Source organism: Arthrobacter sp. AQ5-05 (assembly GCF_003287975.1).
Lineage (GTDB): Bacteria > Actinomycetota > Actinomycetes > Actinomycetales > Micrococcaceae > Paeniglutamicibacter.
Window position 1 is genome coordinate 1 of sequence record NZ_QMKQ01000001.1, and the last position, 25507, is coordinate 25507.

At 67.6% G+C, this 25507-nt stretch carries 23 protein-coding genes and 1 pseudogene; 18 read left to right on the forward strand and 6 right to left on the reverse strand.

The genetic code is table 11. From position 1 onward, the window contains the following. Window positions 1–500: hypothetical protein (locus tag DQ353_RS00005; protein ID WP_146755154.1), on the reverse strand; the 500-nt coding region annotated here is incomplete at its 3' end. A gap of 6 nt (window positions 501–506) precedes the next feature. Between DQ353_RS00005 and DQ353_RS00010 the strand changes: the two genes are divergently transcribed. The 10 genes from DQ353_RS00010 to DQ353_RS00055 all read left to right on the forward strand — a co-directional run bounded on the left by DQ353_RS00010 (window position 507) and on the right by DQ353_RS00055 (window position 10332). Further along, window positions 507–1322 carry a tetratricopeptide repeat protein gene (locus tag DQ353_RS00010; protein WP_113760764.1) on the forward strand — a complete coding sequence of 272 codons (816 nt, stop codon included), beginning with the start codon at window positions 507–509 and terminating at the stop codon, window positions 1320–1322. Between the two features lie 15 nt (window positions 1323–1337). Then, on the forward strand, window positions 1338–2330 hold the full coding sequence (locus DQ353_RS00015; protein WP_181578169.1) for an HAD-IIA family hydrolase: 993 nt from the start codon (window positions 1338–1340) through the stop codon (window positions 2328–2330). Between the two features lie 14 nt (window positions 2331–2344). Beyond that, window positions 2345–2554: a hypothetical protein gene (locus DQ353_RS00020; RefSeq protein ID WP_146755155.1), complete on the forward strand. Its 210-nt coding sequence runs from the start codon at window positions 2345–2347 to the stop codon at window positions 2552–2554. Beyond that, window positions 2551–3357, forward strand: coding sequence for a TlyA family RNA methyltransferase (locus DQ353_RS00025; protein ID WP_113760766.1), 807 nt, complete (start codon window positions 2551–2553; stop codon window positions 3355–3357). Before DQ353_RS00020 ends, DQ353_RS00025 begins: the two co-directional genes overlap by 4 nt. Before the next feature lie 54 nt (window positions 3358–3411). Beyond that, the gene (locus DQ353_RS00030; RefSeq protein WP_113760767.1) at window positions 3412–4446 is read left to right on the forward strand and encodes an NAD kinase; all 1035 of its coding nucleotides are present in this window, start codon (window positions 3412–3414) and stop codon (window positions 4444–4446) included. Next, the gene (gene recN, locus DQ353_RS00035) at window positions 4443–6176 is read left to right on the forward strand and encodes a DNA repair protein RecN (protein WP_113760768.1); all 1734 of its coding nucleotides are present in this window, start codon (window positions 4443–4445) and stop codon (window positions 6174–6176) included. The genes DQ353_RS00030 and recN overlap by 4 nt, the downstream gene beginning before the upstream one ends. 85 nt (window positions 6177–6261) lie before the next feature. Beyond that, a complete protein-coding gene (pyrG, locus tag DQ353_RS00040; protein ID WP_113760769.1) occupies window positions 6262–7950 on the forward strand; it encodes a CTP synthase in 1689 nt (562 codons plus the stop codon). 4 nt (window positions 7951–7954) lie between these two features. Next, window positions 7955–8620, forward strand: a complete 666-nt coding sequence (locus tag DQ353_RS00045; protein WP_113760770.1) for an NUDIX domain-containing protein — start codon at window positions 7955–7957, stop codon at window positions 8618–8620. Between the two features lie 17 nt (window positions 8621–8637). Next, the gene (xerD, locus tag DQ353_RS00050; RefSeq protein WP_113760771.1) at window positions 8638–9759 is read left to right on the forward strand and encodes a site-specific tyrosine recombinase XerD; all 1122 of its coding nucleotides are present in this window, start codon (window positions 8638–8640) and stop codon (window positions 9757–9759) included. Window positions 9760–9774: 15 nt separating this feature from the next. Further along, the gene (locus DQ353_RS00055; RefSeq protein WP_113760772.1) at window positions 9775–10332 is read left to right on the forward strand and encodes an 8-oxo-dGTP diphosphatase; all 558 of its coding nucleotides are present in this window, start codon (window positions 9775–9777) and stop codon (window positions 10330–10332) included. A 73-nt stretch (window positions 10333–10405) separates the two neighbouring features. On the opposite strand, the gene DQ353_RS22090 is transcribed toward DQ353_RS00055, so the two are convergent. After that, window positions 10406–10705, reverse strand: a complete 300-nt coding sequence (locus DQ353_RS22090) for a hypothetical protein (protein ID WP_286166523.1) — start codon at window positions 10703–10705, stop codon at window positions 10406–10408. On the opposite strand from DQ353_RS22090, the pseudogene DQ353_RS22475 reads away from it, so the two are divergent. The 7 genes and pseudogenes from DQ353_RS22475 to DQ353_RS00090 all read left to right on the forward strand — a co-directional run. Continuing rightward, window positions 10613–10834, forward strand: a pseudogene (locus DQ353_RS22475) (RNA polymerase sigma factor); the annotation flags it as partial. The gene DQ353_RS22090 and the pseudogene DQ353_RS22475 sit on opposite strands and share 93 nt — an antisense overlap. A gap of 61 nt (window positions 10835–10895) precedes the next feature. Next, the gene (locus DQ353_RS00065) at window positions 10896–12260 is read left to right on the forward strand and encodes a hypothetical protein (RefSeq protein WP_286166524.1); all 1365 of its coding nucleotides are present in this window, start codon (window positions 10896–10898) and stop codon (window positions 12258–12260) included. A 94-nt stretch (window positions 12261–12354) separates the two neighbouring features. Further along, window positions 12355–14400 (forward strand): caspase family protein, encoded by a 2046-nt coding sequence (locus tag DQ353_RS22095; protein WP_286166525.1) that lies wholly within the window; start codon window positions 12355–12357, stop codon window positions 14398–14400. 4 nt (window positions 14401–14404) lie between these two features. Then, the gene (locus DQ353_RS00075; protein ID WP_113760775.1) at window positions 14405–16030 is read left to right on the forward strand and encodes a gluzincin family metallopeptidase; all 1626 of its coding nucleotides are present in this window, start codon (window positions 14405–14407) and stop codon (window positions 16028–16030) included. A gap of 93 nt (window positions 16031–16123) precedes the next feature. Next, entirely contained in the window at window positions 16124–16879 is a 756-nt protein-coding gene (locus DQ353_RS00080) for an AfsR/SARP family transcriptional regulator (RefSeq protein ID WP_113760776.1), read from the forward strand. Window positions 16880–17087: 208 nt separating this feature from the next. Further along, window positions 17088–17972, forward strand: a complete 885-nt coding sequence (locus DQ353_RS00085) for a hypothetical protein (protein WP_113760777.1) — start codon at window positions 17088–17090, stop codon at window positions 17970–17972. Window positions 17973–18070: 98 nt separating this feature from the next. Next, on the forward strand, window positions 18071–19096 hold the full coding sequence (locus DQ353_RS00090) for a M12 family metallopeptidase (RefSeq protein WP_113761211.1): 1026 nt from the start codon (window positions 18071–18073) through the stop codon (window positions 19094–19096). Between the two features lie 94 nt (window positions 19097–19190). Here DQ353_RS00090 and DQ353_RS00095 read toward each other — a convergent pair whose 3' ends face one another. From DQ353_RS00095 to DQ353_RS00110, 4 genes are read right to left on the reverse strand one after another with little or no spacing between them, the layout of a single operon-like run. After that, entirely contained in the window at window positions 19191–20330 is a 1140-nt protein-coding gene (locus DQ353_RS00095; RefSeq protein WP_113760778.1) for a bifunctional 2-methylcitrate synthase/citrate synthase, read from the reverse strand. Window positions 20331–20346: 16 nt separating this feature from the next. Continuing rightward, entirely contained in the window at window positions 20347–21276 is a 930-nt protein-coding gene (prpB, locus tag DQ353_RS00100; protein ID WP_113760779.1) for a methylisocitrate lyase, read from the reverse strand. Next, a complete protein-coding gene (locus DQ353_RS00105; RefSeq protein ID WP_113760780.1) occupies window positions 21277–22794 on the reverse strand; it encodes an MmgE/PrpD family protein in 1518 nt (505 codons plus the stop codon). Continuing rightward, window positions 22795–23439: a GntR family transcriptional regulator gene (locus DQ353_RS00110; RefSeq protein ID WP_113760781.1), complete on the reverse strand. Its 645-nt coding sequence runs from the start codon at window positions 23437–23439 to the stop codon at window positions 22795–22797. A gap of 163 nt (window positions 23440–23602) precedes the next feature. Between DQ353_RS00110 and DQ353_RS00115 the strand changes: the two genes are divergently transcribed. Then, a complete protein-coding gene (locus DQ353_RS00115; RefSeq protein WP_113760782.1) occupies window positions 23603–25504 on the forward strand; it encodes an AMP-binding protein in 1902 nt (633 codons plus the stop codon). Window positions 25505–25507 lie beyond the last annotated feature (3 nt).

The following is a 25507-nucleotide window of genomic DNA, read 5'->3' on the forward strand; positions in this document are numbered from 1 at the left end:
GTGGCTTCAAGCCCCGTGAAGACCGTGGCGGATTCCAGGGTGGAGATCGCCGTGAAGGCGGCTTCAAGCCCCGTGAAGACCGTGGCGGAGACCGTCGTGAAGGTGGCTTCAAGCCCCGTGAAGACCGCGGAGGATTCCGCGGCGGCAACGACCGCGGCGGATTCCAGGGTGGAGACCGTCGTGAAGGCGGCTTCAAGCCCCGTGAAGACCGTGGCGGATTCCAGGGTGGAGATCGCCGTGAAGGCGGCTTCAAGCCCCGTGAAGACCGTGGCGGATTCAAGCCGCGCACCGAGACCAGCACTGCTGATCTCGAGGCTCTGCGCGACGAAGAGGCCGCACGCCGTAACCACAACCCGGCGGACCTGCGTAGCTCGAACAGCCCGGAACGTGGCCGTTCCCCGGAAATCGATGATGACGTAACCGGCAAGGAACTTGACCGCATCACCCGTGCGGAACTGCGCTACCTTGACGATACGAACAACGAATGGGTTTCCAAGCACCTGGTCATGGCCGGCCGCTTGATCGACATCGATCCGCAGCTTGCCTACGAGCACACCATCGCAGCCAGCCGTCGTGGCGGCCGCGTGGCAGTGGTTCGCGAAGCAGTTGGCCTGGCCGCATATGCTGCCGGCGAGTTTGCCGAAGCCCTGCGCGAGTTCCGCACGCACCGCCGCATCAGCGGTTCCAACCTGCATCTTCCACTGATTGCCGACGCCGAACGCGGTATCGGTCGCCCGGAAAAGACGCTGGAAATCGCACACAGCGAAGTCGTTGAGACCCTGGATACCAACGGCAAGGTCGAAATGGCCATGGTTGCTGCGGGTGCCCAGCACGACTTGGGCAACCTCGAGGCCGCCTTGGCGGAACTCGAGATCCCGCAGCTGGACCTGAACCGCGCGTTCAGCTACAGCCCGCGCCTGTTCTCCGCATACGCGGACGCACTGGAGAACCTGGGCCGCGACGAGGAAGCCGCAACCTGGCGCAAGCAGATCTCGGTGGCAGAGGAGGCCCTCGGCACCGGCGAATTCGCCGAACCGGATATCATCGACCTCGGTGAAGACGACGAAACCGATGCACGCCGCCCGCGTGCCCGCGACATCGTGGAGCCGGAAACCGCCAAGGCAGAAGACGACGCGGAAACCCCGTCGGACGAAGCCGGCGAATCACTGGCCGATGAAGACGCCGTCGAGGTTGTCGAAGCTGAATCGCTCAACGATCCGGCCGAGGAATCGAACCCGGAACTCGACGAAGAAGCAACTGTCGCCGAGGAACCCAACGGAGCGTCCCCGGTCATCGACCAGGACGAAAACGACGAACGCTAGGAATTCGATCCACCCATGCTGATCACAGGTTTTGACGCGCTGCTCGCCGATCTTGACGGCGTCGTCTATGCCGGCAACGGTGCAATCCCCAAGGCCATCGAGGCCTTGAATCGATTGGAAGAAAACTCGGTTTCCTTGGCGTATGTCACCAACAACGCCTCCAGGTCACCGGGTGCCGTCGCCGAGCACCTGATTCAGCTGGGTGCCCCGGCGTCTGCAGAACAAGTATTTGGTTCTGCAGACGCCGGAGCCGAACTCCTTGCACAAGAACTACCCTTGGGCTCCAAGGTCCTTGTCGTGGGAAGCGCCTACTTGCGCGACTGCGTCAGCTCCTTCGGCATGGAAATCGTCGCCAGCCATCGTGACCTGCCCCAGGGCGTCATCCAAGGCTTCGACCCTTCCCTTGGCTGGAAGGACCTCGCCGAAGCGGCATTCGCCATCAATGGCGGTGCGATCTGGGTTGCCACCAACACCGACCGGACCATCCCGCGCGCCGAGGGCATCGCACCCGGCAACGGCTCACTGGTCGAAGCCGTCAGCGCCGCCACCAATGTGCAGCCGCTGGTGGCAGGCAAACCCGAACCACTGCTCTTCCGCCGCGCGGCCGAAACCTTCGAAGCCACCCGGCCGCTGGTGGTCGGGGACCGCCTCGACACCGACATCCTCGGCGGCAACAACGCCGGCTACAACACCGTCCTGGTGCTCACCGGGGTTGACTCGGCCCGCTCGGCCCTGGCCGCCCGCACCGCGGAGCGCCCCGACTACATCATCGCGGACCTCTCCGGGCTCTACGCGGATTACCCCGTGGTCGAGGCCACCGGCTTCGGCATCCGCTGCGGCGCGGCACTGGCCTCGGTCAACGGCGATGCCATCACCGTCAACGGCGACGAATCCGACCTGGATTCCTGGCGCGCGGCATGCGCGGCCTGGTGGCTGGCACACCCGCACCAGGAACACGCCGTCGAACCGATGCTCAATTTTTCCCAAACCGTCGCCGCCAAGCCATAGGCTCAAGGGTGATGATGAGCAACAACCACACACCACCTGCCAGCAGCCTCCCGGTCCCCGGACCGCGACCCGCCTCCCCGCCGGAAACCGCCCGGGAGGCAACCGACCTCGACGTCCTGGAAACCCTGGCCGAGGTCCCCGTCGCAGAGCACCTGGCCATCTTCGAGACCCTGCAGGCATCACTGGCCGCGGACCTTGAATCGACCTCGCAGGAGCACGCATGAGCCGACTCGACCAGGAACTGGTCACCCGTTCCCTGGCCCGCTCGCGCACCGACGCGGCCCGGCTCATCGCCGAACAACGCGTAAGCGTGGACGGGACCATCGCGGCCAAGGCCGCCAAGAGCGTCTCGGGCACCTCCGAAATCACCGTCAAGGCCCCCGCGGGCGAAGAATTCGTCAGCCGGGCCGGGCACAAGCTCGCCGGTGCCCTGGAAGCTTTCTCCCGGATCGAGGTCGCCGGAAGGCGTTGCCTCGATGCCGGTGCCTCCACTGGAGGCTTCACCGACGTGCTGCTGCGCCGCGGCGCCGACCACGTCGAGGCCGTGGATGTCGGACACGGCCAACTGGTTCCCGAACTGCGCAACGACCCCCGCGTGCATGTGCACGAAGGCATGAACGTGCGCTACCTCGACCCCGCTGACATCGGGGGAGTTGTGTCCCTGGTCGTGGCCGATCTGTCCTTCATTTCGCTGACCATGGTCATGCGGGCCCTGGCCGGGGCCACCGAACCGGCCGGGGACCTGGTGCTGATGGTCAAGCCCCAATTCGAGATCGGCCGCGAACAACTTTCCCGCACAGGGGTCGTTTCCAGCCCCACCCAGCGGCGCAAGGCGGTGGATGCGGTGATGGCCTCGGCAGCGACGGCAGGGCTTGAGGTGTTGGGCCTGGCCCGGAGTCCGCTGCCGGGCCAGGACGGCAACGTCGAGTTCTTCCTGTGGCTGGGCAAGGCCGCCGGTCAAAATCCCGACGCTTCTCCACATCGCCGCGTCGGCACCGACGTGTGGCCCGGTGTTGACTATTCTTAGACTGGCGGCATCAGAACAGATGTCCTAACCTTCGGTCCGCCGAGGAAGGAACCCATGCGCAGGATTTTGGTCCTCACCCACACCGGTCGCACCGACGCCCTCATGGCGGCCGTGGACACGTGCTCACGCCTGCGCCTGGCCGGGCTCATCCCGGTGATGCGGCGACTGGAAATGCAGGCCGTCCGCAATACCCCGGAGGGCGAGAACCTCGATGTGGAGGTCCTCGACGAAGACACCAGCCTCGAGGCCATCGACCTCGGCGTGGTGCTCGGGGGAGACGGCAGTGTGCTGCGCGCCGCGGAACTAGTCCGCAACGCCAGGGTCCCGCTGCTTGGCGTGAACCTGGGACATGTGGGCTTCCTGGCCGAAAGCGAACGCGCAGCCCTGCAGGAAACCGTGCAGTGGATTGTGGAACGCCGCTACACCGTCGAGGAACGCATGACCATCGACGTGCAGGTCTGGCTGGACAACCGGCGCATCGCCCACACCTGGGCACTGAACGAGGCCGCCATCGAAAAGGCCAACCGCGAACGCATGATCGAGGTGGTCATGGAGGTCGATGGCCGTCCGCTGAGCACCTTCGGCTGCGACGGCGTGGTCATGGCAACCCCGACCGGTTCCACCGCCTACGCATTCTCCGCCGGGGGACCGGTGGTCTGGCCCGAGGTCGAGGCCCTGGTGATGGTGCCCATCAGCGCGCATGCGCTCTTCGCCAAGCCCCTGGTCGTGGCCCCCACCTCGGTGCTGGCCATCGAGATCCTCACCCGCACCGACGCCGCGGCGGTGCTGTGGTGCGACGGGCGACGCACCATCGAACTTCCGCCGGGGGCCCGCATCGAGGTCACCCGCTCCACCAAGCCGGTGCGCCTGGCCCGGGTCAACCAGACGCCGTTCTCCGAGCGGCTGGTCAACAAGTTCGAACTTCCCATCCAAGGCTGGCGCGGACCGGTTCAACCCGGTGAACGCGAGACGGCCACGACCGCTTTGCCGGTCATCACCCCGGCGATGCAGGTCATCGAGCCGCGCCACCACGCACCCAAGCCGGAGCCCGAGACGCTCTTGGGCAAGGATCATCGGAGGCAGTTGTGATTCAGGAAATCCGTATCAAGGACCTGGGCGTCATCTCCCAGGCAACGTTGCCGCTGGGCCCGGGCTTCAGCGTGGTCACCGGCGAAACCGGTGCCGGCAAGACCATGGTCATCACCGCTCTGGGGCTGTTGCTGGGCCGCCGTGCCGACGCCGGGGCGGTGCGCCACGGTGCCAAGCAGGCGGTGGCCGATGCCACGCTCGTTTTGCCGGCCACCAGCAAGGTGCTGGACCGCGCCGAGGAGGCCGGAGCCCTGGTCGAACGCTTCGATAACGAGGCCGAACTGATCATCACCCGCACCCTTTCCGCGGAGGGGCGCAGCCGCGCCTCCGTCGGCGGGCGGGCTGCGCCGGTGGGCGTGCTGGTGGAGCTGGGCGAGGACCTGATTGCGATCCACGGGCAAACCGACCAGCTGCGCCTCAAGGGAGCCGCCGCACAGCGTGACTCGCTGGACAAGTTCGCCGGCGCCCCGCTGGCCAAGGTGCTTTCCTCCTACCAGGAGACCTTCGAGAAGTGGGGCAACGCCTCGAGCGAACTCGAGGAACTGGTTGCCGCTTCCCGCGAGCGGATCCGCGAGGCCGAGTCCCTGCAGGCCGCACTGGAGGAAATCGACGCCGTCGAACCCCAGCCGGCCGAGGACATCGAGCTGAAGAACCAGTCGCTGAAGCTCACCAACGTCGAAGAACTGCGTTCCAACGCGAATCTCGCCCACGAGGCGCTGAACAGCGAGGACTATGAGACCAGCAGCGTGGTCTCGCTGGTGGAAGCCGCGCAGCACGCCCTGGAACAGGTCGCCGCCGACGATGCCGACATCAAGGCACTGGCCGAGCGGCTGGGTGAAATCGGGATCCTCGCCGCCGAGGTTTCCACCGACCTGGCCGGCTACCTCTCCGACCTCGACTCCGAGGGCCCGGACCGCCTGGCCGCGCTCGAGGAGCGCCGCGCCGATTTGAACCGGCTGATCCGCAAGTACGCCCCGGACATCGATCAGGTCATCGCCTGGGCGGATACCGCCCGGACCCGGCTGACCGAGATCCAGGGGGACGACGGGCGCATTGAGGCGCTGCGGGCCGAAACCGAGTCGCTGCGCCTGGAGGTCGCCGAGACGGCGGCCAAGCTCTCCAAGCTGCGGGCCAAGGCCGCCAAGGACCTGGCTGCCCGCGTGACCTCGGAGCTTGCCGCGCTGGCCATGCCGGACGCGAAGTTCGTTCTTGAGATTGAAAAGCTGCCCGAGCCCAACCGCTACGGCATCGACGCGATCACCATGCTGCTGCAGCCCCACGCCGGAACCACCCCGCGCCCGCTGGGCAAGGGAGCCTCGGGCGGCGAGCTCTCCCGGGTGATGCTGGCCATCGAAGTGGTGCTGGCCGCCGTGGACCCCGTGCCGACCTTCGTCTTCGACGAAGTGGACGCGGGGGTCGGCGGAAAGGCCGCAGTGGAGATCGGCAAGCGCCTGGCCATGCTGGCCAAGCACGTGCAGGTGATAGTTGTCACCCACCTGCCACAGGTGGCCGCCTACGCGGACCGCCACGTACGCGTGATCAAGTCCTCGAACGCGGCGGCCGCGGATGGTGCGGGCTTCACCGCCAGCGACGTCGTGCTGCTGGACGAGGCCGAGCGGGTGCGCGAATTGGCGCGGATGCTGGCGGGCCAAGAGGACTCCTCGACCGCCCAGGCCCACGCCGAGGAGCTGCTGGGCGAGGCCCAATTGCTCGTCAGTTCGCTTTCCTAGCCATGGATTTCCCGTGGCCCATCCCGCAAGCCTGTAGAGTCTTTCCCAACCGTCCAGCAACGAAATGGTGATAGGGTAGAACCCCGTGGTGCAACGTAATCTTTCTCGTGATTCCCGGTCGTCTGAAACGACAAAGCATATCTTCGTCACTGGTGGCGTGGCCTCTTCCCTCGGAAAGGGACTGACGGCTTCCAGCCTCGGTCATCTTCTTCGGGCACGTGGGCTCTCCGTCACCATGCAGAAGCTAGACCCGTATCTCAATGTGGATCCGGGCACAATGAACCCCTTCCAGCACGGTGAAGTCTTTGTCACCGATGACGGCGCCGAAACCGATCTCGACATCGGGCACTACGAGCGCTTCCTGGACGAAAACCTCACCGGCATGGCCAACGTGACCACCGGTCAGGTCTACTCCGAGGTCATCGAGAAGGAACGCCGCGGCGACTACCTCGGCGACACCGTGCAGGTCATCCCGCACATCACCGACGAAATCAAGCGCCGCATGCGCCTGCCGGCCACCGAGCCGGGCAAGGGCAAGAAGGCCCCCGACGTGATCATCACCGAAATCGGCGGCACCGTTGGCGACATCGAGTCCCAGCCGTTCCTCGAATCGGCCCGCCAGGTCCGCCAGGACATTGGCCGCAAGAACGTCTTCTTCGTCCATGTCTCCCTGGTGCCGTACATCGGCCCGAGCCAGGAACTGAAGACCAAGCCGACCCAGCACTCCGTGGCCGCGCTGCGCTCCATCGGCATCCAGCCCGACGCCTTGGTCATCCGCTCGGATCGGGATATCCCGGACGAGATGCGCGTGAAGATCGGCCGCACCTGCGACGTCGATCCGGAAGCGGTCATCAACTGCGCCGACGCCCCGAGCATCTACGACATCCCCGTGGTGTTGCATTCCCAGGGCCTTGACGCGTACATCGTCCAGCACCTGGGCATGAAGTTCAAGGACGTGAACTGGTCCAAGTGGAACAAGCTGCTTGACGCGGTCCACAACCCCAAGCACCACCTGGAAATCGCGCTGGTCGGAAAGTACATCGACCTGCCCGACGCCTACCTCTCGGTCACCGAGGCCCTGCGTGCAGGCGGCTTCGCCAACAAGACCAAGGTCCAGATCCGCTGGGTCCCCTCGGACGACTGCTCGACCGAAGCCGGTGCCAAGAAGGCACTGGCCGGCGTTGACGCGATCTGCGTGCCCGGCGGCTTCGGCATCCGCGGCCTTGAAGGCAAGCTTGGCGCCCTGAAGTACGCCCGTGAAACCGGCCTGCCGACCCTGGGCCTGTGCCTGGGCCTGCAGTCGATGGTCATCGAATATGCCCGCAACGTCGTCGGCCTGGTCGATGCCTCGAGCACCGAATTCGAGCCGGACACCAAGCACCCGGTCATTGCGACCATGCAGGAACAGCTCGACATCGTTGACGGCAAGGGAGACTTGGGCGGCACCATGCGGCTGGGCCTCTACGACGCAACCCTCACCGAGGGCTCGGTAGTTGCTGAGACCTACGGCAAGACAGCAGTGGCCGAGCGCCACCGCCACCGCTACGAGGTCAACAACGCCTACCGCGAGCAGATCGCCAAGGCGGGACTCGTCTTCTCCGGCACCTCGCCGGATGGCAAGCTGGTCGAGTTCGTGGAACTGCCCAAGGACGTACACCCGTACTACGTCTCCACGCAGGCCCACCCGGAGCTCTCCAGCCGCCCGACCCGCCCGCACCCGCTCTTCACGGGGCTGGTCAAGGCCGCACTGGAACACCAGAAGGCCGGCAAGTAGCATCATGGCAAAGACAGACGGCGAGGCGCTGGGCGATACGTTCAGCCCTCGCCGCCTGCTTTCGTCCGAGACCGTCTACGACGGACGCATCTGGGACGTTGTGCAGGACACCTTTGAATTTGCGCCAGACACGGCGCCGCTGGTTCGCGACTACATCGACCACCCCGGCGCCGTCGCGGTGCTCGTGCTCAATGAAGCCGACGAGGTACTGATGATCAACCAGTACCGCCACCCCGTGCGCATGACCCTGTGGGAAATCCCCGCCGGCCTCATGGACATCGAGGGCGAGGCACCGCACCTGGCCGCCGCACGCGAACTGGCCGAGGAAGCGGACCTGGTTGCCGCCGACTGGGCCGTGCTGGTCGACCTGTTCCTCTCCCCGGGCTCCTCTTCCGAGGCGATCCGCATCTACCTGGCCCGCAATGCGAGCCCGGTCCCGGAGCACGAACGCCACGAACGCACCGACGAGGAAGCGGACATGGCCCTGGCCTGGGTTCCGCTGGACGAGGCCGTCGCCGGTGTGCTGGCCGGTCGGTTCCACAATCCTTCCGCTGTGGCGGGCCTACTGGCCGCCGCCGCGGCACGCGCCGGTGGCTACGCCTCGCTGCGCCCGGTCGATGTCCCGTTCGAGGCACACCCGCGCCTGCGCTCCGCCGAGCCACGGCTCTAAGGGGCACGGAAAAGAACATGCACCCAGGAACCGACGACGCCACCTTGCGCCTTGCGGTGGTTCCCGAGACGGTCTCGCTGCCGCGCCCGGACGTGGCCCCGACGGTGCGAATCAGCCCCGTCGACGCGACACTGCGGCTGGAAACGGTACCCGACCCGGCTCCGGTTCCCGACCCGATTCCGCTGCCCGGACCGGATCCGGCGGAACTGCCCATCGGCAGGCACCTGGCCAGCTACCTGCAGCACCTGGCGGTGGAACGCGGCATGGCGCGGAACACCGTCAGCGCCTACCGACGCGACCTGTACCGCTACGCGGCCTACCTCCACGGCCAGGACGTGCATACCCCGGACCAGGTGACCTTGGGGCACCTGACCTCGTTCGCCCAGGCCGTGCGCGACGGGGCCGACGGCGCCGCACCCCTGAGCGCCCGCTCGGCAGCCCGCACCATTGTCGCGGTGCGCGGCGTGCACAAGTTCTGGGAACTCGAGGGTCTGGCACCCACCAACCCCGCCGTGGACCTGCACCCGCCGCAGGCCGGGCGCCGCCTGCCCAAGGCCATCTCCGTCGCCGAGGTCACCGCGATCCTTGACTCGGTCTCCATCGAGACCTCCGCCGGCCTGCGCGACAAGGCCATCCTGGAATTCCTGTACTCCACCGGCGCCCGCATCTCCGAGGCCGTCGGCCTGGACGTCGATGACCTGCACCTGGAACGCCCCGCCGACGGCCCCGCAGTGGTGCGCCTCTTTGGCAAGGGCTCAAAGGAACGCATCGTTCCGCTGGGTTCCTACGCGATCGACGCCCTGAACGCGTACCTGGTCCGTGGCCGGCCCGAGCTGGTCGCCAAGGGCAAGGGCACCGCCGCCCTCTTCCTGAACCAACGCGGCGGTCGGCTCTCGCGCCAATCCGCCTGGTCGGTGCTCACCAAGGCTGCCGAGCGGGCCGGCATCGAACAAGACGTTTCCCCGCACACCCTGCGCCACTCGTTCGCCACGCACCTGCTCGAGGGCGGGGCCGACGTGCGTGTGGTCCAGGAATTGCTGGGGCACGCCTCGGTCACCACCACGCAGGTCTACACGCTGGTCACCGCCGACACCCTGCGCGAAATCTACGCTGCGGCGCACCCGCGCGCGAACCTCTAAGGAAGCACCCCCACCATGGCACAGAGATTTGCGGCAACACCCACCCAAGTCGTCCTGTGCCTGCCGCTCCTGCGTGGGCTGACCGGCACCCAGGTGCTGCTGGGCCACAAGCAGCGCGGCTTCGGTGCCGGACGCGTCGTGGCCCCGGGCGGGAAGATCGAGCCGGGGGAGAGCACCGAGCAGGCCGCGGTGCGAGAGCTCTTTGAGGAAACCTCGCTCGTCGCTGAGAGCTCCTCCTTGGAACCCGCGGCGCGGGTCTTCTTCCGCTTTCCCTCCAGACCGGCCGCCGACATGGACTGCACCGTCTTCCTCACCTCCGCCTTTGCCGGCATGGCCGCAGCCTCGGAGGAATTGGTTCCTGCCTGGTACCCGGTGGGACACCTGCCGCTGGCGCGGATGTGGGACGACTCGGCACTCTGGTTGGGCCGGCTGTTGGCAGGGGAACGTTTCGACGCCCTGGTGGTGCTGGACGAAGACAACGAATCGGTGGCCCGTTTTTCCACCGTCGACTGGACGGACAACAGGATTCCTGCGACAACTGCAACCGACGCCGGCTTTCCGGAGATTACATAGCCCACAAGGGGCCCGCATGTGTGAGGCCCACGGGGTAGTGCGGGGTGAAGGGACGTCGGTGGAGACACAGGCATCAGCGGCCGTGGAGGAATTGCACCGCCTGCATTCCAAGAATGTCCACCGGTACGTCTATGGCCGGCTCCTGGACATCGAGGCCTCCCGGCAAATCGCCAACGACGCCTTCCGGCTGGCCTGGCAACGCGGCATCTCGCCGGGCGCGGATGCACTTCCGTGGCTGTTGGTGGCGGCCCGGAACCTTGTCGGCAACGAGCTGCACTCCATGGGCCGGGAAAAGAACCTCGTGTTCAAGGCCGCGGCCGCCCAGCTCTCTGAGCGCGGCGGCCGCGACTCCGGACTGGACGATCAGGTGCACGAGGTCCTGGACGCACTGCGTGCCAAGGACCGAGAGGTGCTCATCCTCGCCTACTGGGATGCGTTATCGATCGCCGAGATCGCCGCGGTGCTGGAATGCTCGCACGAATCGGCGAAATCGAGGCTGTTCCGCGCCCGGAATGCCGTTGACCGCAAGGCACCAACGAGCATGTTGAAGGGCGGCGGCTCCAATGGACAACATTCAGAAGCTCATTTCCGGCATCGATCCGGCCGAACGCGACAACATCGGCGATCCCGGTCCGCTGCAACTCCAAGACCCCGTCCCGGTCTTCAGCCAGCGGCCGGTACCGGCCAGTCCGGGAAATTCCCGGGGCAAATGGCGGATCCTCGCGGCCGGAACAGCCATCGCCGCAGCGGCCGTCGGACTCGTTATCTGGGCTCCATGGCAGGCCCCGACGGGAACCGTCCCGGCCGCGCCCACGCTTCCGACCACGGAAAATCCCACCACCGGTCCCTCGCCCAGCTCATCCGTGGATGGATCGGCGCTGCCGCGCATCGATTACGGGCTGCCCAACTTCCTGGTCCCGGCCAACCAGGACGTCTACTTCGAGGACTCGCCCTCCTGCAACACCCTTGACCTGCGGACCCTGGACCTCGTGGACGCCAACGGAATCCGGACAAAACTGCCCGACAACGCCAACGCGTACCCCGTGGTCGGCTGCGTCGATTCCCTGGCCGCGATCCTGCGGTCGGACCTGGCCGAGGCCGGCAACCCCACCGGTAACGGTTCCGGCATATGGCTTGCCCGTTGGCAGGACGGATGTTGGAGCATCAAGGCAGATGACGACACGGGCATCAACGTCGTTCACGGCATGCCCTTGTTCACTAACCCCCGGCTGCGGGCGCTGGACAATCCGTCCGATCCCATCCTCAAGACCGAACAGTTGCGACAACTCAAGGTCTTGGGCCTTGACGACACCGGCATGGGCCGGCTCCTGGGGCCCGACGTGCCGTCGTGGATGGGCGCCAAGGCAATGGAGGAAAGGCACGCCTTCGGCAACGAACTGCTGAGGACGGACCATCCCGCGTGGGAAGAACGCGAGTGGAAGACGGACGGGAACGGCACTCCCATCGACGATCCGACGATCGGCCCCAACGACGTGGACAGGTACGACCTGCTCCTCTACGACCTCCGCGGCAAAAAGGTCTTCAGCCTGGGCAGCCTGAGAAAGGGCGCGGTGCACGAACCCACCGACTGCGCCGAACCGGGATCCACCTACGCGTTCGATGGTGAACCACCCAGCGGGGTCCTCACCGACGCCGGTCCGCTGAAGCTGGCCCTGAGCACGGTCGCGGCCGCCGACGGAAGCCGCCACTCGGTGGTCGGACTCTATCCCGCGGATCTCCCGTCCACCGGGAAGACCTGCGACGTGCGCTCGGGTGTCGACATCGGGGATCGCACCTTGATGCTCACCCAATGGAACGGCCCCCTGGGTTTCAAGAACCAAGTCGAATTCAACGCCTATTGGGGCTCGGTTGAATACACCCAGGCCCGGCAAGTCGCGGCGTCACTGGTCATCCAAGACAACAGGTGATCCCGCCACGCCGGGGCGGTAATGCACCGGTAACGCACCGTCGGGCATACTCCAAGGGCGGCATCCGCCGCACTGCACCCGACAGGAGCGGACCATGGCATTGCTGACCGGCGGGGCGAACGGATCCGCAACCCGGCCCGAAGCGCTGCGCGCACTTCCCGCGGGAATCGACCTGCAAGCCCTCAAACCCCACCTGGTCAACCTCTCCGACGGCCGCTTCTCCAGCGGCGGGCAGCTGCGCACCACACCCGAGGACATCGCGGCGATCTTCAACAGCCACCTGCCGGATTTCGTCGCCGCGAACGGCGGCCGCGACGTCCCGCTGCTCTTCTGGGCCCACGGCGGCCTGGTGGACGAAACCGCCGGCATCACCGGGGCCGCCGCACAGATCCCCTGGTGGCTTGCGAACGGGGTCTACCCGGTCTTCTTCATTTGGGAAACCGGGCTCTTCGACGCCATTGGTTCACTGCTCGGGGCTCCCGCGCGCGAGGTTGCCCCCGGGATCCCGGCCGAACGCGGCTTTCTCCAGGACGCCTGGAACAAGGCCTTCGAGCTGCTCGCCCGGCCCGTGGGACCCAAGATCTGGGGCCAGATGAAACTCAGTGCCGCACAATCCGTGGCCGAAGACGGCGGGGCCCTGTCGGTCGCGCGGGCGCTGGCCGACTTCGTGGGAAACAACCCGAATGCCGTGCAGCTCCACGCCGCCGGGCATTCGGCCGGGTCGATCTTCCATTCCCGCTTCCTGCCCGCCTACGCGGACCTCGAGGCGGGCACGGGATTCTCCACCCTTCAGCTGCTTGCCCCGGCCATCACCGTGGCCGACTTCAAGAAGCGACTGTTCCCGCTGGTGGGGGCCGCCAACGGGGTGGACCACCTGGGCATGTTCTCCATGGCTGCACCCTTGGAGGAAGAGGACAACGTCATCGGCGTGTACAAGCGCTCGCTGCTGTGCCTGATCCGCGCCTCCCTGGAGATCGAGCCCAACACCCCCGTCCTGGGTCTGGCCGAGTCCGTGGCCGCCGACGGGCAGCTGACCCGGCTCTTCGGTTCCGCACAGGCCGATGCGACATGGTCGCGCTCCACCGGTGGGCCGAAGTCCGCACGCAGCAACGCGACGTCGCACGGCTCCTTCGACAACGACCCGGACACCATGACCAGCGTGCTGTGCCGGGTGCTGGGCCGCGAGGACGTCATCGGCTACGGTGCCGCCCGGCCGCTGGCGTCGCCGGCCCCCGCACCGGCGAACATTCCGGCACCGGCCCGCCCCTTTGCCCCGGCGGCCCGCGGTTCGGACCGCTACGCCCTGTGCGTGGGCATCAACGACTTCCAGAACCTGCCCAAGGGCTCCTGGCTCAATGGCTGCGTCAACGACGCCAACGACTTTGCCGCGTTGCTGGGGGAGGGGTTCGGCTTCGCTGATTCCCAGATCGAGGTGCTCACCGACGCCGCGGCGACCAAGGAAGCTGTCATGGGACGCCTCGGGCAGGCCCTGGATCGGGCCGAGGCCGACGGGCTCAGGCACCTGGTCTTCACCTTCTCCAGCCACGGGACACAGATCCCGGATGCCACCGGCGACGAATCGGACCAGGCCGACGAGGCATTTGCCACCTACGACCTGACCCAGGCCGGGGACCAATGGGACCCGGCCACGCTGGTGTCCGACGACGAACTGCACGCCCTGTTCTCCAGGGCCGGATCGGGTCTGTTGGTGGAGGTCGTCCTGGACACCTGCCACAGCGGGACCGGGCTCAAGGCGCTGGACCTGCTGCCCGGACGCCGACCGCGCTTCCTGCCCCCGCCCACCCCGATCGGCCTGGACCGCACGGCCACCGCGGACCCGCGGGCCTTCCGCGACCTGGTCTCCGGCTCCGGCCGGGGAACGCGCCCGGTGCTGCTGGCCGGCTGCCGCTCCGACCAGACCTCCGCCGATGCGGTGTTCGACGGGCGCTACAACGGGGCGTTCACCTACTACCTGCTCGAGGCGCTGCGCACCGACCCCGCACGCAGCCGCCGCACGTTGCTGGCCGCGGTCTCCAAGTCCCTGGCCGCGGGCCGCTTCGACCAGCGCGCCCAGCTCGAGGGCCCGGCCGCGGCAAAGTCCACCCCGTGGGGCAGCCCGTTTGCGAAAGCGGCGGGGTGAACCGGTGCCAGCCCTGCCGCAACACCGCGCCGGGGACCTGAGCCCGCTGACGGTGCTGGCCCAGGGCCCGCATTCGCTCGATGCCGCCGGACGGCCGATGACCCAGGTCCTGCGGGTTCCCAATGAGCGGCTGCTGACCGGCCCGGTGGGTGCCCGCCTCGAGGTGGTGGTGCTGGGACCGCGGGGGCGGCGGGAGAACCAGGCACTGGGCGACGGCAGCTGGGGCGCCGAAGACATCGCACCTCCCGCGGATCCCGCCGACCTGCCCTCGGACCGCCGTTTCCTGGCCCAACAGGCCTATGCGGTGGCCGCGCACACCCTGGCCTCCTTCGAACGGGCCCTGGGTCGGCGGATGGGCTGGGCCGGCGGGTGCCGGCTGACGCTGTTCGCCAACGACCGGATCGACTACCGCAACACCGGCTACACCCGGGCCGACTGCTCGATCAGGTTCGGCATGATCGAGGACCCGCGGCACCGGAACAAGCTCCCGCTGGTGCTCTACCGGGACCTGGTGGCCCATGAGGTGACACACGCGGTGCTCGATGGCTATCGCCCGCGCTGGGCCGACGCCCAGGCCGGGGCCGACCAGCTGGCGCTGCACGAGGCGCTCGCCGACCTCTTGGCGATGCTGGGGGTGTTCACCGCCGAACCGGTCGTGGAGAAGATCATTGCCGGGCAGCTGGCCGCCACGGGGGCGAGCCTGGACTCCATTGATTCCACGCTGCTGGCCTCGGGGCTTTTCCGCTTCGCCGACAACCTGTTCAGCCATGGCCGGGCCGCCCGCGACCCCCTCTCCGGGGTCCCGCCGCGGGATTGGCGCGACGACGTGGAGCCGCACCGGCGTGCGGCCGGGGTCATCCATGCGGTGCTGGGGACCGTGTTGCGCCTGTGGCGGGTGGAGCTGGGCCGGCCCGGGGGTCGGGCCGGCATCCACCAGGTGGCAGCTGCCGGTGCCCGGATCGGGGAGCGGGTGCTGAACATGATCCTGCGTGGGCTTTCCTACATGGCCCCGGTGGATGTGGGGTGGGAGGATCTGCTGCGCGGGATCCTGGCCGCGGACGCCGTGGTGGTCCCGCAGGACGAACGCAACTACCGCGGCACCCTGCGCGCCTGCTTCGCCGAGGTCGGCATCGTCGCCGGTCCGCCCCACGCGCTGGACGGAATCTCCGGGCTGCGGGGGCTGAACTACCCGATCCGGCTTTCGGCACTGGGTGCCGACCCGGACGAGGTGCTGCGTTTCATCTGGGACAACCCGGTGTTGATGGACGCGGCGAAAATGGATCCCGCCGCCCGGATCGCCATCGACAGGGTGCGGCCCAGCCTGCGGCTGAGCCCCGACGGGTTCGCGGTGGCGGAAATCGAGGCGTCCTTCGTCCAGGAGCTGCGGCTGGGCCGCTCCGCCGCCGTGAAGCTGGGCCTGCGTTGTTCCTCTTCGGTGCTGCTGCGCGGCGGCGGGATGCTGCGCTTTGACGAGGGCGGGCGCCTGTCCTTCGCCGCGCTGAAGCCGGTGCTCGATGTGCCGCGGCAACAAGGGATCCTCGACGGTGCCGACGCCGCCCGGGTGGCGGCCCAGCGCATCGGGGCCTCGATGTTTCATCCACCGACTGCATCGGATCCGCCCATGCCTTGACCTGCATCCGGCACAGGCGGACGATTCGATTGGTGGTGATATCGCCCAGGGGGCGATCGACGTACACGAAGTACAAAGGGGGGACGATGCGCCATGGGCTTTGAGGCGGATTTCGGGCAGGGGGCGTATGCGCTTCGCCTGATGCCCTCGTGGGGGTTGTGGAGCAACGGACGGCAGATCGAGGTTTCGCTGCGCCAGCAGCGGCTGCTGGCTTTCCTGGCGGTCCAGGGCACCAGCAGGCGCGAGCTGGTGGCCGGGGTGCTGTGGCCCGAATCGCCCGAGCACTGCTCGCTGGACAACCTGCGGGTGAGCATCCACCGGGTGACCAGCGCGCTGCCGGGCCTGCTGCGGGCCGATCGGCACGCGGTGGAGCTCTCCCCGCGGGTGCAGGTGGACCTGCACCGGGAGTGGGAGCTGATTTCGGGAACCAACGCCCAAGCCGACGGGCTGCTTCCCGGCGCCACCGGGCTGTTGCTGGGCTGGTATGAGGACTGGGTGCTGGACGAGCAGTCCCGGCTGCAGCGGGCACGCACCGCCTATTGGCGCCGGGCGGCAGGGGAGGCACTGGCCCACCGCGACTACGCCGGCGCGGTGGAATCGGCAACCCAGGTGCTGCACCTGGATGTGCTGGACGAGGCGGCCCTGGAAATCATGGTGGTGGCACAGCTGGGATTGGGCCAATGCATCTCGGCGCTGCAGGCGATCGTCGGATTCCGCCGGCGGGCCAGCAGCGAGCTCGGGATCGCAGGTTCCCCGACCCTGGACCGGCTCGAGGCCCGGGTGCGCCATGCTGCGAACACGTCGTTTGCCGGGTTCCCGGGCGGCAGACCCGGCCGCTGGTTCGCCTGAGGTCCCCGGAGGATTTTCCCGCATCCGTGCCGACACCGGGGCATCACGCAATGTCATGGCGGGGTAACGGCCGGGTAATTTTCCGGTCATGGCCCCGCGCCTACGCTGGAGCACCACCGCGGCCGGCGGGTGGGGGCCGCCAGGGGCAAGAGGGCGGTTCAGACACCGTGGGCGCCGACGCGGCGGGGTCCAAAAATGGGAGAGAACCATGGATAACATCCAAGCGGGCACCGACGTCGTCTTCGAGCGGCTGCTGGCCGCCCGGCGCGAGCAGGTCGTTGCCCTCCAGCAGGCGCAGACCAAGGAACTGGCGGACATCGAGGCCCGCGGGCAGGGCAGGCTGGCCGGCCTGCGCAAGTCGCTGCCCAAGGAATTGGCGGCCTACCTGGCCAAGTCCGAAGAGGCGGAGTCCACGGTGGCGGCCGCCGCGGCCAAGGACACCGAAGCGGCGGCCGCGCGCCTGGCAGAGGCAGACCCGACCGAGTCCACCGCGCTTCAGCTGGTTCTGGGCAATGGCCCGGCCGCCGCCGCGGTGGGCTGGCTCAGCCCGTACTACGGAACCCTGCACGGTTCCGACGGATCGGTGTACTGGCAGGGATACAACCCTGGGAACATCGACGCCTCGTGCTACGCCAACGGTGCCGGATCGGGCATCTTCGGCACCGGTGCCGGGTCGTTCACCGTGTACATGGACTGGTGGTTCACGTTCAACGCACCGGAAAACCGGAACTACGCCCAGACCGTGTACGTGCCGTTCAACGGCTTCCACATCGTGCGCGCCGACGACGGCTGGTTCGATTCGAAGCAGGCCAACGTGAACATCTCGCTCTCGGCCACCGGCTACCAGTACAACTACAAGCCCACGTCCACCGCCAACGTGCTGGCCGTCGGGAACGACAACATCAACGTCAACGACCGCTTCGACGGCTGGCGCACGATGTACTACTCGGACCTGTTGGGTGCCGACCGGGCCTACCTGCTGGTAACGGCGAAGTTGTACGTGTACGCACGCGGCGGCGGCTCCACCGCCCAGCTGGACTTCGCCAGCGGCAACGCCAACTACCTGGGCGTGCCGCTGGTCTACGTCAGCTGAACCCGAAACGGCAGCCCGTGCCGTGGGCGGAGCTCGCCCTCCCGCGGCACCGGCTGCCGATCCGCCATTCCCGCACCACCGGTTCGGAAGGAACCACCATGAAGTACGAGAACCAACCCCTCTGCGTCCCGCGGAACCCGGCGCCCCGCCCGCTGCCCCCCGGAATGCCGTTCGAACGCGACCGCCTGCTGCGGGTCCTGGCCAACGTCTGGGTCAACGGCACCGAGCTGCACTACTTCCTCATCCAGGGTCCCGAGCCCCAGCGCCAGGCCGTGCGCGACGCCTTCACGCAATGGAAGGGGCTGCCGCTGGGCCTGGAGTTCACCGAGACGACCAACCGCGCGGCCTCGGAGGTGCGCATCTCCTTCGATGCGGCCGACGGTTCCTGGTCCTACGTGGGCAGGGACGTGCTGGGCATCCCCAACACCCAGGCCACCATGAACTTCGGCTGGGATTTGACCGACGACTACGGGCACACCACCGCGCTGCACGAGATCGGGCACACCCTGGGATTGCCGCACGAGCACCAGAACCCGTTCTCCGGCATCCAGTGGGACGTGGAGAAGGTCTACGCCTATTTCACCGGTTCCCCGAACAACTGGTCCCGGGCACAGACCGAGTCCAACGTCTTGCACAAGTTCTCCACCACCGAGGTCGACGGTTCGGCCTGGGACCCGAACTCGGTGATGGAGTACTGGTTCCCCGCCGGGTTGATCATCGAACCGGCACAGTATGCCGCCGGGCTCATGCCCGCCGGCGGCCTGTCGGCACAGGACATCGAGTGGGCCAAGAAGTTCTATCCCGGGCAGGCGCCGGGGCCGGAGGTGCTTGATCCGTTCACCTCCCGCCCGCTGAGCCTGGGGCCGGGGGAGCAGGCCGACTTCGCCCTGGAACCGGAGGACTCGCGCCCCTACACGATCTCCACCTTCGGCACCTCGGACGTGGTGATGGTGCTCTTCGAGGACGACGCCGGGACGCTGCGCTACCTGGGCGGGGACGACGACGGCGGGACCGGCCTGAATGCCAGGTTGCACCTGCGGCTGCTGGCCGGGCGACGCTACGTGGTGCGACTGCGCCTGTACTGGGCCGGCGGCACCGGCTCGAGCGCGATCATGTACTGGTGAGATTGCCGGCCAGCGGCGCAACACACGAAAAACGGGGGGTGCCGGGACCTCAAAATGGTCCCGGCACCCCCCGCTGCGGTACTCCGGCGTGCGCCTACAGGGCGCGCTGGTCCGGGCCGTTGTAAGCCGAAAGCGGGCGGATCAACGCGTTGTTGGCGCGCTGTTCGGCAATGTGCGCGGTCCAGCCCACGATGCGCGAGGCAATGAAGATGGGCGTGAACATGTCGGTGTCGAAGCCCATCAGGTGGTAGGTCGGGCCCGCCGGGTAGTCGAGGTTCGGCTTGATGGCCTTGGCCTCGTCCATGGCGGCCTCCAGCCCGTCATACAGGCCCAGCAGCTCGCCGCGGTCGTAGTACGCGACCATCTTGTCCAACGCTGCCTTCATGGTCGGGACCCGGGAATCGCCGTGCTTGTAGACGCGGTGCCCGAAGCCCATGACCTTCTTCTTCGCCGCCAGGGCCCGCTCCATCCAGGCCTTGGCACGCGCCGCGGCGTCCTCGCGGGATTCGTTCTTGTCGATCCCGATCTCCTGGAAGGTGTGCATGACCGCTTCGTTGGCGCCTCCGTGCAGCGGGCCCTTCAGTGCACCGATGGCGGCGGTGACGGCCGAATGCAGGTCCGATAACGTGGAGGTGACCACGCGGGCGGTGAACGTGGAGGCGTTAAAGGAGTGCTCCGCATAGAGCACCATCGAGACCCGGAACGCGTCGGCCACCTCGGGGGCGGCCTCCTCGCCGAAGGTCATCCACAGGAAGTTCTGCGAATAGTCCAGGTCTTCCCGCGGCTCCACGACGCCCAGGCCGCGGCGGCGGCGCTGGTCGTAGGCGACCACCGCGGGGAACGCGGCAAACAGTTCCTTGGCCTTGATGAATTCCGCCTCGGGGGAGGAATCCTCGGCCAGCGCGTGGTTGGCGCCCAGGACCGAGACCGCGGTGCGGCCCACGTCCATCGGGTGGCAATCCAGCGGCAGCAGGTCGATCGCCGCCTTCACGTTGGAGGCCAGGGCGCGCCCGGCACGCTCGGCGGCGATGAAGTCGGTCAGCTCGATCTGCGTCGGCAGCTCGCCGGTCCACAGGAGCAGTGCCACCTCTTCGAAGCTCTTCGTGGCGGCCAGGTCCTGGACCGGGTAGCCGCGGTAGAGCAGCGAATTGGTCTCCGGGTTGACCTTGGAGATGGCGGTGTAGTCGACGACCACCCCGGCCAAGCCCTTCTTGATCTCTGTTGTTTCAGTCATCACTCGCTCCTGTTTCCTACAGATCCGCGTTGTTTGAGTGGATATCCAGATCCGGAACCTGGAAGTTGAAGATCCCGGTGTCGAAGCGGTTGTACGCCTCGTAGTCAACCAGCTCGTACAGACGAGCACGCGTCAACATTGAATCTACCCGAGACTCCTGCGTTCCGTGGGCGGCAATCGCGTCCAGGACGCGCTCCGCCTCGCCCATGGCACTGCGCAGCAAGGTCACCGGGTAGATGACCATTGCCACCCCGACATCGGCCAGCTGCTGCCGGGTGAAGAGCTCGGATTTCCCGAACTCCGTCATGTTCGCCAGCACCGGCACATCCACGGCCTTGCAGACCGCCTCGAACTCCGAAAGGTCCTTCATGGCCTCGGGGAAGATCGCATCGGCTCCGGCATCCACCAGCGCCTTGGCCCGCTCGATGACTGCACCCAGGCCCTCGACGCCGCGCACGTCGGTGCGCGCCATGATCAGGAAGTTTGCATCCCGGCGTGCGTCGGCCGCGGCGGCGATGCGCCTGACCATGGTGTCCAGGTCGACGACGTTCTTGCCGTCCAGGTGGCCGCAGCGCTTGGGGTTGAACTGGTCCTCGATGTGGCAGCCGGCCAGGCCCGCGTGCTCGAGTTCCTGGATGGTGCGGGCCACATTCATCGGCTCGCCGAAGCCGGTGTCGGCATCCACCAGGGTCGGCAGGTCGGTCATCCGGGCGATCTGCCCGGCACGGGTGGCGACCTCGGTCAGCGTGGTCAGCCCGATGTCCGGAAGGCCCAGGTCGTTGGCCAGCACGGCACCGGAGACATAGACCCCGTCAAAGCCCTTCTCCTGGATCAGCCTTGCCGAGAGCGGGTTGAAGGCTCCGGGGAGCTGGCGTGCCGCCCCGGGAACGAGCATCTCGCGCAGGTCCTTGCGCTTCTGCTCCGGGGTGATGGTTGAGTACAGCATTTAGAACAGGCCCTTGGGTGCGGCGGCGAGGTCGATGACACCGGGTGCCGCGACGATGTTCAACTGGTCCAGGTCCCCGGCACCCAGGTTTTCAAGGTCCTGCGCGGCGGCGATGAAGCGCTTGATCTCGGCTTCCTCGACCAGGCCGGCGGCCAGGGTGCGGAACTTGTTGATGTACTGCTCGCGGGCGAACGGGCGCGCCCCCAACGGGTGCGCGTCGGCCACCGCAATCTGGTCGGTGATCACGGTGCCGTCGGCCAGGGTGATGACCACGGTGCCACCGAAGGCCTTTTCGCTGATGTCCAGCGAGTGGTAGCGGCGGGTCCACTCCGCGTCTTCCTCGGTGGTGATCTTGTTCCACAGTTCCACGGTGTCGGGCCGGCCGGCACGCTCGGGGGCGTAGGAATCCACGTGGTGCCAGGAGCCGTCCTGCAGGGCGACGGCGAAGATGTACGGGATCGAGTGGTCCAGGGTTTCGCGCGAGGCGGTCGGGTCGTACTTCTGCGGGTCGTTGGCGCCCGAGCCGATCACGTAGTGGGTGTGGTGGGAGGTCTGGATCAGGATCGAGGCGACGTTCTTCGGGTCGGTGGCCTCGGGGTGTTCGCGGTTGAGCTTGCGGGCCAAATCGATCCAGGCCTGCGCCTGGTATTCGGCCGAGTGCTCCTTGGTGTAGGTGTCAAGGATGGCGCGCTTGGCCTCGCCGGCCTCCGGCAGCGGAACGGTGTAGGCGGCGTCCGGGCCGTCCAGCAGCCAGGCGATGACGCCGTCCTCGCCCTCGTAGATCGGCACCGGGGAGGTCTGCCCGCGCATCGCGCGGTCGGCGGCCTCCACGGCCATCTTGCCGGCGAATGCCGGGGCGTGGGCCTTCCAGGTGGAGATCTCGCCCTTGCGCGACTGGCGGGTGGCGGTGGTGGTGTGCAGGCCCTGGCCGACGGCCTGGAAGATGGTCTCGACATCCAGGCCCAGCAGGGTGCCGATGCCGGCGGCGGCCGAGGGGCCCAGGTGCGCGACGTGGTCGATCTTGTGCTCGTGCAGGCAGATGGACTTGACCAGGTCGACCTGGATCTCGTATCCGGTGGCCAGGCCGCGGATCAGGTCCTTGCCGCTGGCACCGGTGTGCTGGGCTACGGCCAGGATCGGGGGGATGTTGTCGCCCGGGTGGGAGTAGTCGGCGGACAGGAAGGTGTCGTGGTAGTCGAGCTCGCGCACCGCCACGCCGTTGGCCCAGGCCGCCCACTCGGGGGAGACCTTCTCGGAAATCCCGAAGACCGAGGCGCCCTTGCCGCCGGTGGACGGGGCGTGGGCCAGCGCCTGGGCGCGCGCCGCAACGATCGGGCCGCGGTTCAGCGAGGCAATGGCCACCGAAGCGTTGTCGATGACGCGGTTGATGATCATCTCGGTGACGTCCGCGGGGACCTCGACGGGGTCGGCGGCGACAACGGCGATCTTGTGCGCTAACTGGTCCTCGTGGGCCAGGTTTTCTTCACTGCGGTACACGCGTACTGGGTGGTTGATCATTTAGGTGTCCTCTCGGGTGCCGGAATGGGCTTTGATGTGTTCAAGACTGTGGTGCAGGTGCAACTGGGTCGCTGCGGCGGCGATGTCGGGATTTCGGGCGGCAATGCCCTCGGCGATCGCTGCGTGCTCGAGCGCCGAGACGGCCAGACGCGCGGGGTCGTCCTGGGCCAGGCGGCGGACCCGGGCCAGGTGCACGCGCAGGGAACGCAACGATTGCTGGATGTAGGGGTTGGCCACCGCGGCGTCGATGCGGCGATCGAGCTCGGCGGCCAGGTGGTAGAAGGATTCCCGGGATTCCCGATCGGCACCCTTCCCCGCCTCCAGGAAGCGGGTGCGCAGCTCGGTGAAGATCGCCGGGTCCGCGCGGCGGGCGGCAATGCGGGCGGATTCAATCTCCAAGGCGCGGCGCAAGGCAAAGAGGTCATCGATGTGTTCGAGCGAGACGTCCGAGACGACGGCGCCGCGTCCGCGCTGCTGCACGGCCAGCCCGTCGGCCACCAGCCGCGCAAGGGCCTCGCGCAACGGGGTGCGTGAGACGCCCAGGCGTTCGGCCTGCTCGACCTCGCCCAGGACGGCACCGGGACGCAACCGCCATTCGACGATGTCCGTCCGCAGCTCATCGTAGGCCTTGTCGCTTGCTCTCATGACATCAACTGTATACAGAAATTGCCAAATGTCACGTCGCAATCGGAATAATCCGGCTAAATTTTCGTAAACTGTATACAGAGCCCTTGAAATTCCGTGGTGCTGGTCATAGGCTCGAGTCCACCCGAACAAACCCCCAGACCCGAACGGATGGACGGTTCGCATGGCACTTTCCTACGCGCAGACCTTTGCCGAATCAACCAGGGACCCGGCGGCCTTCTGGCTCGAGGCCGCCACCTCGATCGACTGGGAACGGGAGCCGGCCATCGGACTCGATTCCAGCCGCGCCCCGATCAACGCCTGGTTCCCCGACGGGATGCTCAACATCTGCCACAACGCTCTGGACCGCCACGTGGCCGCCGGCCGCGGGGATGCCACTGCCCTGGTCTACGACTCCGCACTCCTGGGAATCCAGGAGCGCTACAGCTATGCGGAATTGCTGGAGCGGGTCGCACGCTTCGCCGGTGCGCTGCGCGACCAGGGGATAGGGACCGGGGACCGGGTACTGATCTACCTGCCGATGATTCCGCAGGCCCACATCGCGATGCTCGCCTGCGCCCGGCTCGGGGCCATCCACTCGGTGGTCTTCGGCGGCTTCGCGCCCAAGGAACTTGCCGCCCGCATCGACGACGCGACCCCGGTGGCAATCATCACCGCCACCGGCGGCATCGAGCCCGCCCGCCGCATCGAGTACCTGCCGGCGGTTGCCGAGGCCATCGCCTTGGCCGCGCACAGGATCCGCACCGTCATCGTCGCCCACCGCGACGGTTTCGAGCACACCCCGGCCGAGTTCTCCGGGGCCGGCGCCGCCTGGCACAACTGGGACGAGCTCGCCTCCACGGCCACCGCGGCCGAGGCGGTCCCGGTGCCCTCGACCCACCCGCTGTACATCCTGTACACCTCGGGCACCACCGGATCGCCCAAGGGCGTGGTGCGGGACTCGGGCGGCTACGCGGTGGCCATGGACTACTCGATGCGCACCGTCTACGGGGTGGGGCCCGGCTCCATCATGCTCACCGCCTCGGATGTGGGCTGGGTCGTGGGCCATTCCTACATCGTCTACGGGCCGCTGATTGCCGGGGCCACCACGGTGCTCTATGAGGGCAAGCCCGTGGGCACCCCCGATGCCGGGGCCTTTTGGCGGCTCATCGAGGACCACAAGGTCGACACCTTCTTCACCGCCCCCACCGCGCTGCGGGCCATCCGCAAGGCCGACCCGGAGGCGGCGCTGCTGGCCGGGCACGACATCTCTTCGCTGCGCAACTTCTTCGTGGCCGGTGAACGCCTGGACCCGGACACCTACGCCTGGGCGCGGGAGAAGCTCGGGGTGCCGGTGATCGACAACTGGTGGCAGACCGAGACCGGGTGGCCCATCGCCTCGAACTGCGTGGGCCTGGAAACCCTCGAACCCAAGGCCGGCTCTCCCACGGTCCCGGTGCCCGGCTACGACGTGCGGATCCTCGACGGGTTCGGCGCCGAGCTGGGGCCGGGCCAGGAGGGGAACATCGCCATCAGGCTGCCGCTGCCCCCGGGCACCCTGGCCACGCTGTGGGGCAACGACGCCCGCTACATCGCCACCTACCTGGAACAGTTCCCCGGCCACTACGCCACGGGGGACTCCGGGTACCTGGACGCGGACGGCTACCTCTTCGTGATGGGACGGACCGACGACGTCATCAACGTCTCGGGCCACCGGTTGTCCACCGGAGCCATGGAGCAGGTGCTCGGTTCCCACCCGGCGGTCGCCGAGTGCGCCGTGATCGGCGTGGCGGACGAGCTCAAGGGGCAGCGCCCCAGCGGCTACGTGGTGCTCAAGAGCGGCACCCGGATCACCGAGGAACAGCTGCGCGGTGAGCTGGTGTCCATGGTGCGCGCGCACATCGGACCGGTCGCGGACTTCCGCGAGGTGCGCATTGTCGCGGCGCTGCCCAAGACCCGCTCGGGAAAGATCCTGCGCAAGACCATGCGGCAGATCGCCGACGGCAAGCCGTACACGGTGCCCTCCACCATCGAGGACCCGGGCGTCATCGAGGACCTGCTCCCGTTCCTGCGCCCCGCCTGGTAACCA

Excerpts from the sequence above, each read along its gene's own strand:
- DQ353_RS00110 (WP_113760781.1), bottom strand. The coding sequence starts at position 23,439 with ATGAGAGCAAGCGACAAGGCCTACGATGAGCTGCGGACGGACATCGTC.
- DQ353_RS00105 (WP_113760780.1), bottom strand. The coding sequence starts at position 22,794 with ATGATCAACCACCCAGTACGCGTGTACCGCAGTGAAGAAAACCTGGCC.
- DQ353_RS00065 (WP_286166524.1), top strand. The coding sequence starts at position 10,896 with ATGGACAACATTCAGAAGCTCATTTCCGGCATCGATCCGGCCGAACGC.
- DQ353_RS00115 (WP_113760782.1), top strand. The coding sequence starts at position 23,603 with ATGGCACTTTCCTACGCGCAGACCTTTGCCGAATCAACCAGGGACCCG.
- DQ353_RS00025 (WP_113760766.1), top strand. The coding sequence starts at position 2,551 with ATGAGCCGACTCGACCAGGAACTGGTCACCCGTTCCCTGGCCCGCTCG.
- DQ353_RS00015 (WP_181578169.1), top strand. The coding sequence starts at position 1,338 with ATGCTGATCACAGGTTTTGACGCGCTGCTCGCCGATCTTGACGGCGTC.
- DQ353_RS22095 (WP_286166525.1), top strand. The coding sequence starts at position 12,355 with ATGGCATTGCTGACCGGCGGGGCGAACGGATCCGCAACCCGGCCCGAA.
- DQ353_RS00030 (WP_113760767.1), top strand. The coding sequence starts at position 3,412 with ATGCGCAGGATTTTGGTCCTCACCCACACCGGTCGCACCGACGCCCTC.
- xerD (WP_113760771.1), top strand. The coding sequence starts at position 8,638 with ATGCACCCAGGAACCGACGACGCCACCTTGCGCCTTGCGGTGGTTCCC.
- DQ353_RS00010 (WP_113760764.1), top strand. The coding sequence starts at position 507 with ATGGCCGGCCGCTTGATCGACATCGATCCGCAGCTTGCCTACGAGCAC.
- DQ353_RS00085 (WP_113760777.1), top strand. The coding sequence starts at position 17,088 with ATGGATAACATCCAAGCGGGCACCGACGTCGTCTTCGAGCGGCTGCTG.
- DQ353_RS00095 (WP_113760778.1), bottom strand. The coding sequence starts at position 20,330 with ATGACTGAAACAACAGAGATCAAGAAGGGCTTGGCCGGGGTGGTCGTC.
- DQ353_RS00080 (WP_113760776.1), top strand. The coding sequence starts at position 16,124 with ATGGGCTTTGAGGCGGATTTCGGGCAGGGGGCGTATGCGCTTCGCCTG.
- prpB (WP_113760779.1), bottom strand. The coding sequence starts at position 21,276 with ATGCTGTACTCAACCATCACCCCGGAGCAGAAGCGCAAGGACCTGCGC.
- DQ353_RS00055 (WP_113760772.1), top strand. The coding sequence starts at position 9,775 with ATGGCACAGAGATTTGCGGCAACACCCACCCAAGTCGTCCTGTGCCTG.
- DQ353_RS00020 (WP_146755155.1), top strand. The coding sequence starts at position 2,345 with ATGAGCAACAACCACACACCACCTGCCAGCAGCCTCCCGGTCCCCGGA.
- DQ353_RS00090 (WP_113761211.1), top strand. The coding sequence starts at position 18,071 with ATGAAGTACGAGAACCAACCCCTCTGCGTCCCGCGGAACCCGGCGCCC.
- DQ353_RS00045 (WP_113760770.1), top strand. The coding sequence starts at position 7,955 with ATGGCAAAGACAGACGGCGAGGCGCTGGGCGATACGTTCAGCCCTCGC.